13 protein-coding genes are annotated in these 15,659 nt (G+C 69.8%); 5 read left to right on the top strand and 8 right to left on the bottom strand.

Annotated elements, in window-relative coordinates:
• Nucleotides 1–78 precede the first annotated feature (78 nt).
• Nucleotides 79–1,242: a serine hydrolase domain-containing protein gene (locus ABZ833_RS16200; RefSeq protein WP_361046654.1), complete on the top strand. Its 1,164-nt coding sequence runs from the start codon at nt 79–81 to the stop codon at nt 1,240–1,242.
• Nucleotides 1,243–1,292: 50 nt separating this feature from the next.
• Here ABZ833_RS16200 and ABZ833_RS16195 read toward each other — a convergent pair whose 3' ends face one another.
• Nucleotides 1,293–2,348 carry a hypothetical protein gene (locus tag ABZ833_RS16195; RefSeq protein WP_361046652.1) on the bottom strand — a complete coding sequence of 352 codons (1,056 nt, stop codon included), beginning with the start codon at nt 2,346–2,348 and terminating at the stop codon, nt 1,293–1,295.
• Between the two features lie 191 nt (nt 2,349–2,539).
• Nucleotides 2,540–5,116 (bottom strand): aminopeptidase N, encoded by a 2,577-nt coding sequence (gene pepN / locus ABZ833_RS16190; RefSeq protein WP_361046650.1) that lies wholly within the window; start codon nt 5,114–5,116, stop codon nt 2,540–2,542.
• Nucleotides 5,117–5,279: 163 nt separating this feature from the next.
• Here pepN and ABZ833_RS16185 point away from each other — a divergent pair, with 163 nt between their 5' ends.
• A complete protein-coding gene (locus ABZ833_RS16185; RefSeq protein WP_249589903.1) occupies nt 5,280–5,918 on the top strand; it encodes a DsbA family protein in 639 nt (212 codons plus the stop codon).
• 9 nt (nt 5,919–5,927) lie between these two features.
• Here the strand turns inward: ABZ833_RS16185 and ABZ833_RS16180 are convergent, their stop codons facing one another.
• From ABZ833_RS16180 to ABZ833_RS16165, 4 genes are all read right to left on the bottom strand, one after another.
• Complete coding sequence (locus ABZ833_RS16180; protein WP_361046647.1) at nt 5,928–6,128, bottom strand: hypothetical protein; 201 nt, start codon at nt 6,126–6,128, stop codon at nt 5,928–5,930.
• Between the two features lie 150 nt (nt 6,129–6,278).
• Complete coding sequence (locus ABZ833_RS16175; RefSeq protein ID WP_249589905.1) at nt 6,279–6,929, bottom strand: superoxide dismutase; 651 nt, start codon at nt 6,927–6,929, stop codon at nt 6,279–6,281.
• Between the two features lie 185 nt (nt 6,930–7,114).
• Nucleotides 7,115–8,551 carry an amino acid permease gene (locus ABZ833_RS16170; protein ID WP_361046645.1) on the bottom strand — a complete coding sequence of 479 codons (1,437 nt, stop codon included), beginning with the start codon at nt 8,549–8,551 and terminating at the stop codon, nt 7,115–7,117.
• A 134-nt stretch (nt 8,552–8,685) separates the two neighbouring features.
• Nucleotides 8,686–10,002 carry an amino acid permease gene (locus ABZ833_RS16165; protein ID WP_361047477.1) on the bottom strand — a complete coding sequence of 439 codons (1,317 nt, stop codon included), beginning with the start codon at nt 10,000–10,002 and terminating at the stop codon, nt 8,686–8,688.
• 366 nt (nt 10,003–10,368) lie between these two features.
• Between ABZ833_RS16165 and ABZ833_RS16160 the strand changes: the two genes are divergently transcribed.
• Entirely contained in the window at nt 10,369–10,947 is a 579-nt protein-coding gene (locus tag ABZ833_RS16160; RefSeq protein WP_344519968.1) for a biotin transporter BioY, read from the top strand.
• Nucleotides 10,948–10,951: 4 nt separating this feature from the next.
• Here ABZ833_RS16160 and ABZ833_RS16155 read toward each other — a convergent pair whose 3' ends face one another.
• Nucleotides 10,952–12,310 (bottom strand): FAD-binding oxidoreductase, encoded by a 1,359-nt coding sequence (locus ABZ833_RS16155; RefSeq protein WP_361046639.1) that lies wholly within the window; start codon nt 12,308–12,310, stop codon nt 10,952–10,954.
• A gap of 143 nt (nt 12,311–12,453) precedes the next feature.
• On the opposite strand from ABZ833_RS16155, the gene ABZ833_RS16150 reads away from it, so the two are divergent.
• Nucleotides 12,454–13,503, top strand: coding sequence for a serine/threonine-protein kinase (locus tag ABZ833_RS16150; protein WP_361046636.1), 1,050 nt, complete (start codon nt 12,454–12,456; stop codon nt 13,501–13,503).
• Here the strand turns inward: ABZ833_RS16150 and ABZ833_RS16145 are convergent.
• Nucleotides 13,500–14,984, bottom strand: a complete 1,485-nt coding sequence (locus tag ABZ833_RS16145; protein ID WP_361046634.1) for an amino acid permease — start codon at nt 14,982–14,984, stop codon at nt 13,500–13,502. The genes ABZ833_RS16150 and ABZ833_RS16145 overlap by 4 nt on opposite strands.
• 174 nt (nt 14,985–15,158) lie before the next feature.
• Between ABZ833_RS16145 and ABZ833_RS16140 the strand changes: the two genes are divergently transcribed.
• Nucleotides 15,159–15,644: a ribose-5-phosphate isomerase gene (locus tag ABZ833_RS16140; RefSeq protein ID WP_361046631.1), complete on the top strand. Its 486-nt coding sequence runs from the start codon at nt 15,159–15,161 to the stop codon at nt 15,642–15,644.
• Nucleotides 15,645–15,659: the final 15 nt, after the last annotated feature.

Here is a 15,659-nt window from a genome sequence, read left to right as displayed (position 1 = left end):
CCACACGCGGCGGTCAACCTCCGCACCAGCCCCACGAGTCCCTCCCGCCGACAGCACGTGATGAGCAGAGGGGGAGACATGTCAGTGCGCAGAAGAGGCCTGGTGGGTGTGGCCGCGGCGGTGGCCATGACGGTGACGGCGGGGGCCTTCGCGGCGCCCGCGCTCGCAGGGGGGTCCGGCGGTGGCGGACACGGCGACCGGCACCGGGCGACACAGAAGGCGATGGAGGCTGCCGTCAACGAGAACGCCCCCGGCGTCACCGCCCAGGCCAGGGACAAGCACGGGACCTGGAACTCCGCGGCGGGCATCGGCGACCTCGAACGGCAGACTCCGCGCGGCGCCCACGACCGCTACCGCGTCGGCAGCATCACCAAGACCTTCGTCTCGACGGTGATGCTCCAGCTGGTGGCCGAGGGCGAGCTGAGCCTCGACGACACGGTGGGCCGGTGGCTGCCGGGCGTGGTCGAGGGCAACGGACATGACGGAGACCGCGTCACGGTGCGTCAGCTCCTCAACCACACGAGCGGCATCTACGACGTCCTGTCCGACCCCGGCTACCAGGAGAAGATGTTCACCGAGAAGTTCCTCGCGCACCGCTACGACACCTGGACCCCCGAGCAGCAGGTCGCCATCGCCATGCGCCACGAGCCGGACTTCGAACCCGGTGACGGCTGGAACTACTCCAACACCAACTACCTCCTCGCGGGCATGATCATCAAGAAGGTGACGGGGAAGTCGTACGCGGACGAGATCAAGCGCCGCGTCATCGAGCCGCTCGGCCTGGACGCCACCAGCGTGCCGGAGACGGACTCCTCGATGCCGGAGCCGAGTTCACGGGCGTACATGAAGCTGTCCAAGGCCCCGGACGCCACGTTCCACGACGTCACGGAGCTCAATCCGTCCATGGCCGGCTCGTCGGGCGGGATGATCTCCGACACGGCGGACCTGAACCGCTTCTACACGGCCCTGCTGCGCGGCAAGCTCCTGCCCAAGAAGCAGCTCGCCGAGATGAAGAAGGTCGTCGTGCAGGACCCGGACAAGCCCCATGACGGGTACGGGCTCGGCCTGGTGAGCCGCGAGACCTCATGCGGCACCGTCGTCTGGGGCAACGGTGGCGACGTCCAGGGCTCGACGTCGATGACCCTGGTGACCGAGCGCGGCAGCCATGCGCTCTCCGCGAACTTCAACAGCCTGGACGGCGACCTGTTCGCGATCCGGGACGCGGAGTTCTGCGGGAAGTGACGTGGCAGGCGGGGCCCGACGCGCGGGTCCCGCCCCCTCTCCCGCGGCGGCTATCGCGGCAGCACCACCACATACGCGGCCGGATCGCGGTCGCCCGAAGCCATCAGGGCGGTCCGTACGACGGTCGCCTGCTGTTCGAGCGACTCGCGCAGCTTCTTGGGCGTCAGATGGACGACGGTGATGCCGAGCCGCTCCAAGTGCTCGCGCTTGCGGGCGTATTCGGACCACAGCGCGTCGTCGTCCTGCCGGAATCCCTGCCGGGGCGCCCGGGTGTCCAGCTCGACCGCGACGGCCAGATCCGGCCAGTAGGCGTCGACGCCCCCCAGGTGCGGCCCACCGGGCAATCGCAGGTCGACGTTCCACAGGGGGTCGGGCAGGCCGTGCTCGGCGACCATCCGGTAGAGCCGGTCCTCGGCGATGGCCCTCCCCTCGGCGAGCAGCGAGTCCACCGCGTCCACGACATGGGGGCGGGTGAGCAGCCGCGCATGGTTCAACTCCCGCACGATGGCCGCCGGTTCACAGTGTCCGCCGCGCACCGCCTCGGTGAGCAGTCTGCGCACCGCACCCGCGTCGGTGAGCCCCGCCACGGCGTCGGCGAGCGCGCGCGGCACCGGGGCCACCGGAACTCCGCCGATCTGTACGGCGGTCGGCAGCGCCGGGGTCCGCACGAGCCGGACGAACCCGGTGGAGCGCAGCCGCCGGGTGCGCGGGACGAGGACGTCGATGCGGTCCAGGGAGAGCAGCGGGGGAGCCGACGAGAAGCGGTGCAGGGCGAGCGCCGCGAGTCCGGTGATCAGGGCGTCGGCGTACGGGGCGTGGGGCTCGCCCGCTCCGGGCTGCGCGGGCACCGTCTTCGCGGCCCTGGCCGGCGGCCGCCCCGCGAACAACAGGGCGCCGTGCAGGCGCTCTTCACTGGTCGGCGGCCCCGGGTGCAGCAGGCAGACCCCCGGGAGCAGCTGCTGCCAGGGCCCTTCCGGGCGGCAGTGGGCGGAGACGTCGGCGGGGGAGACGCCGTGGGCGCGGAGCTGGGCGGTGCTCATGACGCGTCGCTGGACATCGGCGAGGTGACGGAGGGGGCGGGGGGAGAGCGGGGTGTTGTGGTTCATGACCGGGCCATTCCCGCTGCCGATCCGCCCCCTAACCGCTGTTACACGCCCGTCGACATAACTGGACAACCCCGCACTAAAGTGCAGACGTTCGACTGCCGAAAAGGTCCGTTTGTGCGCGGTACGTTCCGGGGCGGGTGCCACGCCGAAGCTGCCGAGCAGCGATCGGCGGGCACCCCGCCCCGGTTCGCCTAGGAAACGGCCGCCGCGTCGCAGGCCTGCGCCCGCAGCGACCGCGCGAGGTCGTCCCTGGCTTCCAGCACGAGCCGCCGCAGCGCGGGCGCGGCCGACTCGTGCGAGGCGAGCCACGCGTCGGCCGCGTCCACCGTGGACGGGCTGTCCTGGAGGTGCGGGAACAGCCCCTTCACCACGTCCATCCCGATCTGGATGGACCGCTCGGCCCACACCCGCTCGATGGCGGCGAAGTACCTCGCCGCGTAAGGAGCGGTCAGCTCCCGCTGCGAGGACTGGGAGAAGCCGGAGATCGTCGCCCCCACCAGCGCGTTGGACAGGGAGTCGGACTCCACCACGGAGGCCCACGCCTGCGCCTTGACCGCCTCGGAAGGCCGCGCGGCCAGACACCGCACCTGGTGCCGCTTGCCCGAGGCCGTGTCGTCCCGGACCAGCTCGGCGGCGAGCATCTGCTCGTCGGCGACGCCGTGCGCGGCCAGCGGGCCGAGGAAGGCCCAGCGCAGCTCCTGGTCGACGTCCAGGCCGTCGATCTTCGCCGTCCCCTCAAGGAGGGTCCGCAGCAGCTGCAGATCGGCCTCGGAGGAGGCAACCGCGGCGAAGAACCTCGCCCACGTCAGCTGGTTCTGGCTGCCGGGCTCCGCGATCCGCAGCTCCCGCAGCGCGCCCTCGGCGAGCGCGCGCCCGCCCTCCTCGCGCCACTCGGGGGCCGCGTAGTGCGTGAGGGCCGAGTCCGCCCACGTGTGCAGCATCTGAAGGACCCCGATGTCGCTCTCGCGCCCCGCGAACCGCAGCACGAGCCCGATGAAGTCCCGCGCGGGCATGAGCCCGTCCCGGGTGAGGCTCCACAGCGCGGACCAGCACAGCGCGCGGGCCAGCGGGTCGGTGATGTCGCCGAGGTGCGCCCGCAGGGTGTCGAGGGAGGTCTCGTCGAAGCGGATCTTGCAGTACGTCAGGTCGTCGTCGTTGACCAGGACAAGGTCGGGAGCCTCCTCACCAGCCAGCTCGGACACGACCGTGCGCGGACCCTCGACGTCCACCTCCGCGCGTGCGAACCGCGTCAGCTCGCCCTCGGGTGAGCGGCGGTACAGGCCCACCGCCACGCGGTGCGGCCGCAGTTCGGGGTGGGACTCGGCGGCTTCCTGCACCACGGAGAGCTCGGTGATCCGGCCCTCCGCGTTCAGAATGACCTGCGGAGTAAGGGAGTTGACGCCCGCCGTCTGCAGCCAGGCCTGCGACCAGGACGCCATGTCGCGCCCGGAGGTCTCCTCCAGGACCGAGAGGAGGTCGCCGAGCCGGGTGTTCCCGTACGCGTGCCGCTTGAAGTAGCGCCGGGCGCCCTCGAGGAACGCGTCACGGCCCACGTAGGCGACGAGCTGCTTCAGTACCGATGCGCCCTTCGCGTACGTGATTCCGTCGAAGTTGAGCTTGGCGTCCTCCAGGTCGCGGATGTCGGCCGTGACCGGGTGCGTGGAGGGCAGCTGGTCGGCGCGGTAGGCCCACGCCTTGCGGTTGTTGGCGAAGGTGATCCAGCCGTTGGTGAAGCGCGTCGCCTCGACCATCGAGAAGGAGCCCATGAAGTCGGCGAAGGACTCCTTGAGCCACAGGTCGTCCCACCAGCGCATGGTGACCAGGTCGCCGAACCACATGTGCGCCATCTCGTGCAGGATGACGTTGGCCCGGCGCTCGTACGACGCCTGGGTCACCTTGCCGCGGAAGATGAACTCCTCGCGGAAGGTCACACAGCCGGGGTTCTCCATCGCGCCCAGGTTGTACTCCGGGACGAAGGCCTGGTCGTACTTCCCGAACGGGTAGGGGTAGTCGAAGTGGTCGTGGAAGAAGTCGAGCCCCTGCTTGGTGACCAGGAAGACGTCGTCCGCGTCGAAGTGCTTGGCGAGCCCCTTCCTGCACATCGCGCCGAGCGGGATGTCCAGCGTCGTGCCGTCGTCGAACGTGCGGCTGTAGGAATCCGTCACGTAGTGGTACGGGCCCGCGACGACAGCCGTGATGTACGTCGAGATCGGCTTCGTCTCGGCGAACTTCCATACGCCGTCGACCAGTTCACCGGAGCCGTTCGACCAGGCGGTCCAGCCGTCGGGGGTCTGCACCGAGAACCGGAAAGGCGCCTTCAGGTCGGGCTGCTCGAAGTTGGCGAAGACGCGCCGTGAGTCCGCAGGCTCGTACTGCGTGTAGAGATAGACCTCGCCGTCCTCCGGGTCGACGAAGCGGTGCATGCCCTCGCCGGTGCGGCTGTAGGCGCACTGGGCGTCCACCACCAGTTCGTTCTCCGCGGCCAGGTCCTCAAGGGTGATCCGGGTGCCGTCGAAGACCTCGGAGGGGTCCAGGTCCTTGCCGTTGAGGGAGAGTGCCGTGACGCTCGGGGCGATCAGATCGGCGAAGCTCGCGGCGCCGGGTTCGGCGGAGCGGAAGCGGATCGTGGTGACGGAGCGGAACGTGCGCGGCTCCTGGACGCTCTCGCCGATCGCGGAGCGCAGGTCGAGAAAGACCTCGTACCCGTCGACGGACAACAGCGCGGCCCTCTCCTGGGCCTCGTCGCGGGAAAGATTCTCACCGGGCACGGGCGGTACTCCCTTGTACTCGCAGGGGGAAGTCGTGGATCGCACGACCTGTACGAATGTCTACGATCCTCGCATGTGCCCTCTGCACGCGGTATCCGGGAATGCCCGGGTAGATCACTGACGTTCCCCTGGCCAAGCGCGCACGCATTCCCTAGGGAGAGACATGTCCGAGAACGGCAAGACCCCTGTTGACTTCTGGTTCGACCCGCTGTGCCCGTGGGCCTGGATGACCTCGCGCTGGATGCTCGAGGTGGAGAAGGTCCGCGATGTCGAGGTCCGCTGGCACGTCATGAGCCTCGCCGTGCTGAACGAGGACAGGCTCGACGAGCTGCCCGAGGAGTACCGCGAGATGCTGGCGACGAAGGCCTGGGGCCCGGTCCGCGTGGTCATCGCCGCCCAGCAGAAGCACGGCGACGAATACACCGGCAAGCTCTACACCGCCCTTGGCACCCGCTTCCACAACCTCGGCGAGGGCCCGACCCGCGAGGCGGTCGTCTCCGCGCTCAAGGACGTCGGCCTGCCCGAGGAGCTCGCCGACTACGCGGACTCGGACGAGTACGACACCCAGCTGCGCGCCTCCCACCAGGAGGGCATCGACAAGGTCGGCCAGGACGTGGGCACGCCCGTCATCGCGGTCCCCGGCGCGGACGGCGAGCAGGTCGCCTTCTTCGGCCCCGTCGTGACGCCGGCCCCCAAGGGCGAGGCGGCGGCGAAGCTGTGGGACGGCACGCTCCTTGTGGCGTCGACGCCGGGCTTCTACGAGATCAAGCGGACCCGGACGCAGGGGCCGATCTTCGACTGAGCCAGTCGGCTAGCGGAACTTTTCAGGCAGGTCCCCGCCGGCGTTGACGTTGCCCGACTGCTGGTAGCGCACGCAGCCCCGGTGGGCGCAGCGTATGTAGTTGTCCACGTTGGGAAATCCGGTGAGGAGGCGGACCTCGGTCTTCTCCTCCCCGGTGAGGAAGCGAAATTCCTGCATTGTGCGGCAGTTCGGGCAGTCTTTGTAGGCCATGCCCCACCATCCGCCCGGAACCCGGCATACCGAAAGACCCCCGTGAGTCATGTCCTCACGGGGGTCTTTCGTCTATCCGCCCGCCCGCGCGAAGGTTGAGAAGACGATCACGAGGCGGGACGTCTCAGGACGTCGGATCAGGGCGTCGGATCACGGAGTCAGCAGCAGGCTGTTCACCCGCTGCTTCGCGGCGTCGTAACGCTTGGCCACGTCCTGCCAGTTGACGACCTGCCACATGGCCTCGATGAAGTCCACCTTCTGGTTCTTGTACTGAAGGTAGAAGGCGTGCTCCCAGGCGTCGAAGACCAGGATCGGCGTCGAGCCCTGGCCGACGTTGCCCTGGTGGTCGTAGACCTGCTCGACGATGAGGCGGTTGCTGAGCGGCTCGTAGGCGAGCACGCCCCAGCCCGACCCCTGCGTGGTCGCCGAGGCCTTGGTCAGCTGGGCCTTGAACTTGGCGAAGGAGCCGAAGGACTCGGTGATGGCGTCCGCGAGGTCACCGACGCCGTCCGCGGCCAGCGGCTCACCGCCGCCGCCGTCCTTCGGGCTGTTCATGTTGTGCCAGTAAATGCTGTGCAGGATGTGGCCGGAGAGGTGGAAGGCCAGGTTCTTCTCCAGGCCGTTGATGGCGCCCCACGTCTCCTTGTCGCGCGCCTCCTCCAGCTGCTCAAGGGTGTCGTTCGCGCCCTTCACGTACGCCGCGTGGTGCTTGTCGTGGTGCAGCTCGACGATCTGGGGATTGATGACCGGCTCGAGCGCCGCGTAGTCGTACGGAAGTTCAGGAAGCGTGTAAATGGCCATGTCCGAGCCCTCCGACTGCTGCTCTGCTGTAGTGCAACGCTTATTGCAACCTATATGCAAGTGCAGGCTAGCAGCAGGAGTGGGCCGGAGTTGATCAGCCCTTCGTCCTAGGTCCGCGGGCCCGGGAAACGCGAGAGGGCCCCGAGTCGATCGACTCGGGGCCCTCTCGCGCGAACGAAGGTGTCCTACTCGGCGGCGACCGCCGCACGCCTCTCCGCCGTCTTCTGGCGGACGAAACCGATCACCGCGAGCACCAGCGTCAGCGTGCCCGTGGCCAGGAGCTGCTTGCGCGTGTCCGGCTGTTCGGTCATCAGGTAGAAGATGTACGCCATCGCGGCGAGCGCCACCCACGTCAGGAACGGGTAGGCCCACATCTTCACGACCAGCTTCTGCGGCTCCTCGCGCTCCGTCCTGCGGCGCAGGATCAGCTGCGAGGCGGCGATGAAGATCCAGACGACCAGGATCATCGCGCCGATCATGTTCAGGAGCCAGGGGAAGACGTCGTCAGGGCGCCAGTAGCTGAGCAGGACGCAGACGAAGCCGAAGACCGAGGAGGCGAGGACCGCGAGGCGCGGGACGCCGCTGTGGACGCGGCCCAGCACCTTGGGGCCCTGGCCGCGCGCGATCAGGGAGTACGACATGCGCGATGCGCCGTAGATGTTGGCGTTCATCGCGGAGAGCAGGGCGATCAGGACGATGACGTTCATGATCTGACCGGCGCCGGGGATGCCCAGGTGGTCGAGCGTGGCGACGTACGGGCCCTTCGCGACGACCTCCTTGTTGTCCCACGGGAGCAGCGTGACGACGACGAGCATCGAGCCGACGTAGAAGAGGGCGATGCGCCACATCGCCGTGCGCACGGCCTTGGCGACGGACTGGACCGGGTTCTCGGACTCCGCGGCCGCGATCGTGACGGTCTCCAGACCGCCGTACGCGAAGACGGACGCGAGGAGGCCGATGATCAGCCCGTCCGTGCCGTTCGGCATGAACCCGCCCACGCCGGTGAGGTTGTCCGTGCCGGGGGCGGAGACGTCGGAGCCGGGCAGGATGCCCAGGATCGCCAGGACGCCGATGCCCAGGAAGAGCGCGATCGCGCCGACCTTCAGGGCGGCGAACCAGAACTCGAACTCGCCGAAGTTCTTCACGGCCGTCAGGTTGGCCCCGCAGAAGACCAGCATGAACAGGGCGACCCAGGCCCACTCGGGGCTGTCGGGGAACCAGCCCACCATGATCTTCGCGGCGCCGATGCCTTCGAGGCCGACGGCGACGCAGAGCAGGAACCAGAAGCCCCAGCCCGCGGTGAAGCCCGCCCAGGGGCCGATCGCACGCTCGGCGTGGACCGAGAAGGAGCCGGACGCCGGGTTGGCCGCGGACATCTCGCCGAGCATGCGCATCACGAGCATGACGAGCGCGCCGGATATCGCGTAGGCGAGGACGATCGAGGGTCCTGCCGCGGCGATGCCCGCTCCGGAGCCCACGAAGAGGCCGGCGCCGATGACGCCGCCGAGGGCGATCATCGAGAGATGCCGCTGCTTGAGGCCGTGGACGAGCGGTGAATCGACCTTGGGGGCCTCGGGGGCCTCGTCGGGTGATGCGTCCTGGGGGGTGGACGTCCGAGACATGGGCGTGCCCTGTTCAGTAGCTGAGACGGGGGAGCGAGCGGCCACAGTCTGAAGTCCGGTACCGCTGACAGGGAACACCTGACCGCTATACGGACACGACGCTCACACGTTGTGAAGATGTGGACACGAGATGTTCACTCCCGTTTCATGTGCGCCGCGCGCCACTCCCGCAGCCCCGCGACCGCGAGAACGAGACCCGTCGCCGCCGCCGACCACAGCAGCTGCGGCCGTGCCCCGTCATCGGTCAGCATCAGCCCGAGCACGGCCGCCATCGCCGCGAGCGCGGCCCACGTCAGGTAGGGGAACGCCCACATCCGCAGGACGAGCCGCTCCGGCGCCTCGCGCTCGATGCGGCGGCGCAGGCGCAGCTGCGAGACCGCGATCAGCGCCCACACGAAGAGGAGCACCGCGCCGACCGAGTTGAGCATGTAGAGGAAGACCGAGTCCGGCCACTTCAGATTGAGTACGACGGACACGAAGCCGAAGGCCACCGACGCGAGGACCGCCCGGCGCGGGACCCCGCCGCCCGACACCTTCAGCAGGGCCTTGGGGGCCTCGCCGCGCTCGGCCAGCGAGAAGACCATCCGGGACGAGCCGTAGAGGTTGGCGTTCAGGGCCGAGAGCAGCGCCACGAACACCACGATGTTCATGATCGTGCCGGCGGACGGCACCCCGATCGAGTCGAGGACCGTCACATACGGGCTGACGCCTGCCTTCTCCGCCGTCCACGGCAGGACCGTCACGATGACCAGCATCGAGCCGACGTAGAAGAAGAGGATGCGGTAGACGGCGCTGCGCACGGCGCGGGCGACCGAGCGCACCGGGTCGTCGGACTCGGCGGCCGCGATCGTCACGACCTCGAGGCCGCCGAAGGCGAAGACGACGGCGAGCACGCCGGACGTCACGCCCTCCCAGCCGTGGGGCAGGAACCCGCCGTGCCCGGTGAGGTTGGTGAGGCCCACCGGGTCCGTGTCCGGCAGCACTCCGAAGATCGCGAGCAGCCCGAGCACCAGGAACGCGACGATCGCGAAGACCTTCAGGGCGGCGAACCAGAACTCGAACTCGCCGAAGTTCTTCACGGCGGCGAGGTTGGCCGCCGTGAACACCAGCATGAAGATCAGCACCCAGGCCCACTGCGGAACGCCCGGCGCCCAGCTGTTGGCGATCTGCGCGGCACCGGTCGCCTCCACGGCGAGCACGACGACGAGCAGGAACCAGTAGAGCCACCCGACGCTGAACCCCGCCCAGCGGCCGAGGGCGCGCTCGGCGTGCACGGAGAAGGACCCGGACGCGGGCATCGCGGCCGACATCTCGCCGAGCATCCGCATCACGCACATCGCGAGCGCACCGGCGATGAGATACGAGACGACGATGCCGGGCCCGGCCACGGCGATCCCGGCCCCCGACCCGACGAAGAGCCCGGCCCCGATGACACCGCCGAGCCCCAGCATGGTCAGATGCCGCTGCTTCAGGCCTCCGCCGAGCGGCTCCGGTTCCGTCCCCGTTGTGCCCACCCTGCTGGGCGCCGATTCGTCGGGGGGTGCGTCGTGCATGTGCTCAGGCTGCTCTCGGGCTCACAAGGCTTTGGCGGGAACCTACAGTCTCCCTGGGCAGGAGCCCCCCGCGCAAAACGGGCCCCATCACGCCCCACCTCAGTGACGAGCATCACGCCCCCCGCAGGGGTACCCCCCGCGCTTTGTGCAGAGCCCACCACCGGGGCACCCGGCACCTTGTCACCCATCGCCGGTGAAAGGCGCCCCCGCCTGAGATAGCGTCCTGGGGTCCCATCTGCCCGTCCCAGAACCCGCGGAGTCCCGATGAGCATCGCCGCCGTCTCTTCCCGTCCCGGCCAGGTCCTCGCGGACCTGCTCCCCGCGTCCCGCGCGAAGGACGCGGCCTTCGTCCTCGGCGGCGCCGCCCTGACCGGCATAGCGGCCCAGATCGCCGTGCCCGTCCCGGGCTCGCCCGTGCCGGTGACGGGACAGACCTTCGCCGCCCTCCTCGTCGGCACCGCCCTCGGCGCCCGCCGCGGCTTCCTCTCCCTCGCCGTGTACGCCCTCGTCGGCATGGCCGGCATGCCCTGGTTCGCCGAGGCGGGCTCCGGCGTCGCCGCGCCGTCCCTCGGCTACGTGCTCGGCATGCTGCTCGCCGCCACCGTGGTCGGCGCCCTCGCCCGCCGCGGCGGCGACCGCTCCGTCCTGCGCACCGCAGGCACGATGGTGCTCGGCTCCGCGATCATCTACGCGGTCGGCGTCCCGTACCTCGCCGCCGCGACCGGCATGTCGCTGACCCAGGCCGTCGCCGCCGGGCTGACGCCCTTCCTGATCGGCGACGCCCTGAAGGCCGCGCTCGCGATGGGCGCGCTGCCCACGGCGTGGAAGTTCCTCGACCGCTGAGCGGTCAACTGACGTTGTAGTTCCGCCTGAAGAGGTTCGCCGGGTCGTACGTGGCCTTGAGTCCGGCGAGCCTCTTCCGCGTCCCCGCGTCGTACAGCCCCTCGGGCCGGTCCCCCGCGCCGAAGGCGAAGTTGAGCAGCCGCCCCGCCGTATCCGGCGCGAAAAGCCCGAACGCCCGCGCCTGCACGGCCCGCACCGCGTCGAGATCAGTGCCGCCGTCCGTGCCGTCTGTGCCGTCGAAGGGCGAGAGCACCCGCACCAGCCACCCCGCGTCCCGGTGCGGCACGGCGTTCTCTGCGGGCCCCGCGGACTTCGCGAGCGCCCCGCCCAGCTGGTTGATCTGCACGACGTGCATCTTCTCGGCGGCAGGACCGGTCAGCGCGAGCAGCTCGCACGCCGCCGCGACATCCAGCTCGCGCACCGCCACGCCGTCCCCGTAGTAGGAGTGCGGGAAGTCCGGGTCGCTGTGGATCGTGTGGCTGTCGGTGTACGGCATCTCCCGCAGCGAGTCCGACACCGTGGGCCCGATCTCCCGCAGCGGCGCCACGAGCCGCTCGCCCGCCGCCTCGGAGCCGGTGTAGGCGACCCGGACCGTCACGAGATAGCGGCCCCGCAGATGGGGCGGCAGCTGCGGCATGTCCGGATAGACGAGCGCGGCCACCGACGAGGTCAGCTCGTCCGGCACCGTCCGCGTCCACGCCTCGTACGCCCGGAGCACCCGGCCTGGATCGACCTCGCGCCCGTCGAACTCGATCGCCCCGCCGTACAGCCGCGCCACCGGCACCAGGCCGATCTCCAGGGCCGTCACCACCCCGAGGTTCGCGCCACCGCCGAGCAGCCCCCAGAAGAGCTCGGGCTCGCTCTCGGCCGTGACGTGCCGCAGGGTGCCGTCCGCCGTGACGACGTCGAGCCGCCGGACGTGGTCGGCGGCGTACCCGAACTCCCGCGCCAGGATGCCGAGGCCGCCGCCCAGCGTGTACGAGACGGCTCCCACGCCCGGCGCCGAGCCGTTCAGCGGCGCGAGCCCGTGCGCCGCCGCTGCCTCGACGACCTGGCCCCAGCGGACCCCGGCGCCCACGGTGACCGTGCGCGCGTCGGCATCGATCCGGACGGAGTCCATCCGCCGGGTGCTGATCAGTACGCCGCCCTCCGACGACCCCGGCAGCCCGTGCCCGGTGGCCTGTACGCCGATGGGCAGCCCCGCGTCGGCGGCGTACGACACGGCGGCGACGACGTCATCGGCGCTCCCGGCCGCGAACACGATCGCGGGCCGCTGTGCGAAACCGGTCTGGAATCCGGCGATCTCCTCGTCGTAGCCGTCGTCGCCGGGCCGGAACACGAGTCGCTGATCGGTGAAGTCCACGGTGATCCTCCAAGAAGTGCTGGCTGACGCCTCAGAGCTTCCCCGGAAAACCTGACATCGGCCGTCAAGTTTTCCCGGTCGTTTCCGGGCCTCGGGAAACCGCGTGAACTGTGCTGTCATGAAAGGAGGTTGGGGGTGTACCCATGCCGGAGCATCGCGTGGTCGCGGGCCGCTATCGCCTGCTCGACGTCATCGGCCAGGGCGGCATGGGCCGCGTGTGGCGCGCGGTCGACGAGCTGCTCGACCGCGATGTCGCGGTCAAGGAGATGCGGATCGACGGCGCCTTCGAGGGCCCCGAGACTCAGGACGCCCGCGTCCGCAGAGAACGCGCGCTGCGCGAGGCGCGGGCCAGTGCGCGGATCGACCACCCCGGTGTCGTACGCGTCTATGACGTCGCCGAGGAGGACGGTCGCCTCTGGATCGTCATGGAGCTGGTCGACGCCCGGTCGCTTGCCCGGTACGTCGGCGACGAGGGGCCCCTGGACGAGCGCGACGCGGCGCGCGTCGGCCTCGCCCTGGTGGCGGCGCTGCGCCGGGTGCACGGGGCGGGCGTCCTGCACCGTGACATCAAGCCGGAGAACGTCCTGCTCGGCCACGGAGGGCCCGCAGGACGGGTCGTCCTCACCGACTTCGGCATCGCCGCGCTCCAGGACACGGGCCGCCTCACGCAGACGGGCCAACTGGTGGGCTCGCCCGAGTACATGGCGCCCGAGCGGGTCTCGGGGGCGGAGCAGGGCCCGCCGTCCGACCTCTGGTCCCTGGGGGCGACGCTCTGCACCGCGCTGCGCGGCAGCTCGCCGTTCGCCCGCGACTCGGCGCTGAACACGCTGGTCGCCGTCCTGCACGAGGCGCCTGAACTGCCGCCGGAATCAAGCGGGTTGTATCCGGTGCTCGCCGCGCTCCTGGCCAAGGAACCGGAGCGGCGGCCGGGTCTCGACGAGACGGAGGCGGCCCTGCGGGCGGTGCTCGCGGCACCGCCGAGGCCGCCGGAGCCACCCGGAGATCAGAAAGGGGACACCGACTGGCGCGCCCGCGTCCTGACCGCTCTGGTCCTGCTGGTCGCGGCCGCCGTGGCGGCCGTCATGTTCTTCACCGCACGCGATCCCGGCGGCAGTGAGCCACCGGGACCGGGCACGCCTCCGCCGACGGTGGCGGGTACGTCGACCACGCCACCGCCGGACGGCACCGGCTAGGCGTCGACGGTGTCCGAGTCGACGTCGAGGTCGGCGTCGGTGTCGGTGTCCACGCGGGGCCGCACCTTGTCCCGTACGAGGGAGAACACGACCACGAACGCGGCGGCGAGCAGCGAGAGCAGCACCTGCTTGCGCCCGGCCTCGTCGGTCAGCATGTAGACGAGCACGAACGAGATCATCGCGATCGTGACCCAGGTCAGGTACGGGAAGAGCCACATCTTCACGACCAGCTTCTCCGGCTGCTCGCGCAGGATGATGCCGCGCATCCGCAGCTGCGTGAACGCGATCATCAGCCAGACGAAGAGGGCCACCGCGCCCGACGAGTTCAGGAGGAAGTCGAAGACGGTGTCCTGCCACTGGTAGTTGAACCAGACGGCGATGAAGCCGAAGACGACGGACCCGAGGATCGCGGCCTGCGGCACACCGCGTGCGTTGGTGCGCGCGAAGGCCTTGGGCGCGTCACCGCGCTGGCCGAGCGAGAAGGCCATGCGGGAAGCGGTGTAGAGGCCGGAGTTGAGACAGGAGAGGACGGCGGTGAGGACGATGACGTTCATGACCTGACCGGCGTGCGGAATGCCGATCGAGTTCAGCGCGGCGACGTACGAACCGTCCTTGACGATCGACTTGTCGTCCCAGGGAAGCAGCGTGACGACGACGAAGATCGAGCCCAGGTAGAAGACGCCGATACGCCAGATGACGCTGTTCGTCGCCTTGGTGACGGCGCGCTGCGGGTCCTCGGACTCACCTGCGGCGAGCGTGACGATCTCGGAGCCCATGAAGGAGAAGACGACCATCAGTACGCCGGTGAGGATGGCGCCCGCGCCGTTGGGCATGAATCCGCCCGCGTCGGTGAGGTGCGCGAATCCGGCGCCGGGGTTGTCGGAGCCGGGCAGCACGCCGAAGACGGCGAGCAGACCGATGATCACGAACCCGCCGATGGCGACGACCTTGATGCCGGCGAACCAGAACTCGAACTCACCGTAGGAGCCGACCGAGACGAGGTTCGTCGCGGTGAGGACCACCATCACGATGAGCGCCCAGCCCCACTGCGGGACGGCCGGTATCCACCCGTTGAGGATGACGGCACCGGCGGTGGCCTCCACCGCGAGCACCACGACCCAGAAGAACCAGTAGAGCCAGCCGATCGAGAAACCGGCCCAGCGGCCGAGCGCCTGGTCCGCGTAGGTGGAGAAGGAGCCCGACGTGGGCCGTGCGGCGGCCATCTCGCCGAGCATCCGCATCACGAGGACGACCATCGTGCCGACGAGGGCGTACGAGACGAGGATGGCGGGCCCTGCGGCGGCGATTCCGGAGCTGGAGCCGACGAAGAGTCCCGCTCCGATGACGCCACCGATGGCGATCATGGAGAGGTGTCGGTTCTTCAGCCCGGCCTTGAGGCCGTCACCGGTGTCTCCAGACTGCGGATCCCCAGGTTCGTTGGGGCTGCGGTCTGCCTTCGCAAGGGAGGGTTGCGAGGTCATGGACGAATCCTTAAGTTCTCGGGTCACGAGCCCCCGCATTCAAACTCAGGGGTGTACGTGACGGAAGTCCTGACTCCGGATCGTGATATTCCGGCCCGATGGCCCAGACCTGGGTGACCAAGGTCCCGGCCCCGGTCGCCGCTACCCGCCCCGCGACGTGCCACACTCAGTCGCATGCGCGTGTACCTCGGCTCGGATCATGCCGGCTACGAACTGAAGAACCACCTGGTCGAGTGGCTCAAGAGCCACGGCCACGAGCCCGTCGACTGCGGGCCCCACATCTATGACGCCCAGGACGACTACCCCCCCTTCTGCCTCCGCGCCGCGGAGAAGACGGCGGCGGACCCCCAGTCGCTCGGCATCGTGATCGGGGGCTCCGGCAACGGGGAGCAGATCGCCGCGAACAAGGTGAAGGGGGTCCGTGCGGCCCTCGCCTGGAGCGAGCAGACGGCCGCGCTCGGACGCGAGCACAACGACGCGAACGTGGTGTCGATCGGCGGCCGGATGCACACGCAGGAGGAGGCGACGAAGTTCGTCGAGATCTTCCTGTCGACGCCGTACTCGGGTGAGGAGCGCCACACCCGCCGGATCGACATGCTCTCCGCGTACGAGACCACGGGCGAGCTGCCCGAGATCCCGGCGCACCACCCGCAGGGCTGAGCCCTCGCAGCTCCA

The sequence above is a fragment of the Streptomyces sp. NPDC047525 genome (genome assembly GCF_040643025.1).
GTDB lineage: Bacteria > Actinomycetota > Actinomycetes > Streptomycetales > Streptomycetaceae > Streptomyces > Streptomyces durmitorensis.
Note: the sequence above shows the minus strand (reverse complement) of the source record. Positions and strands in the feature narration are given on the sequence as shown.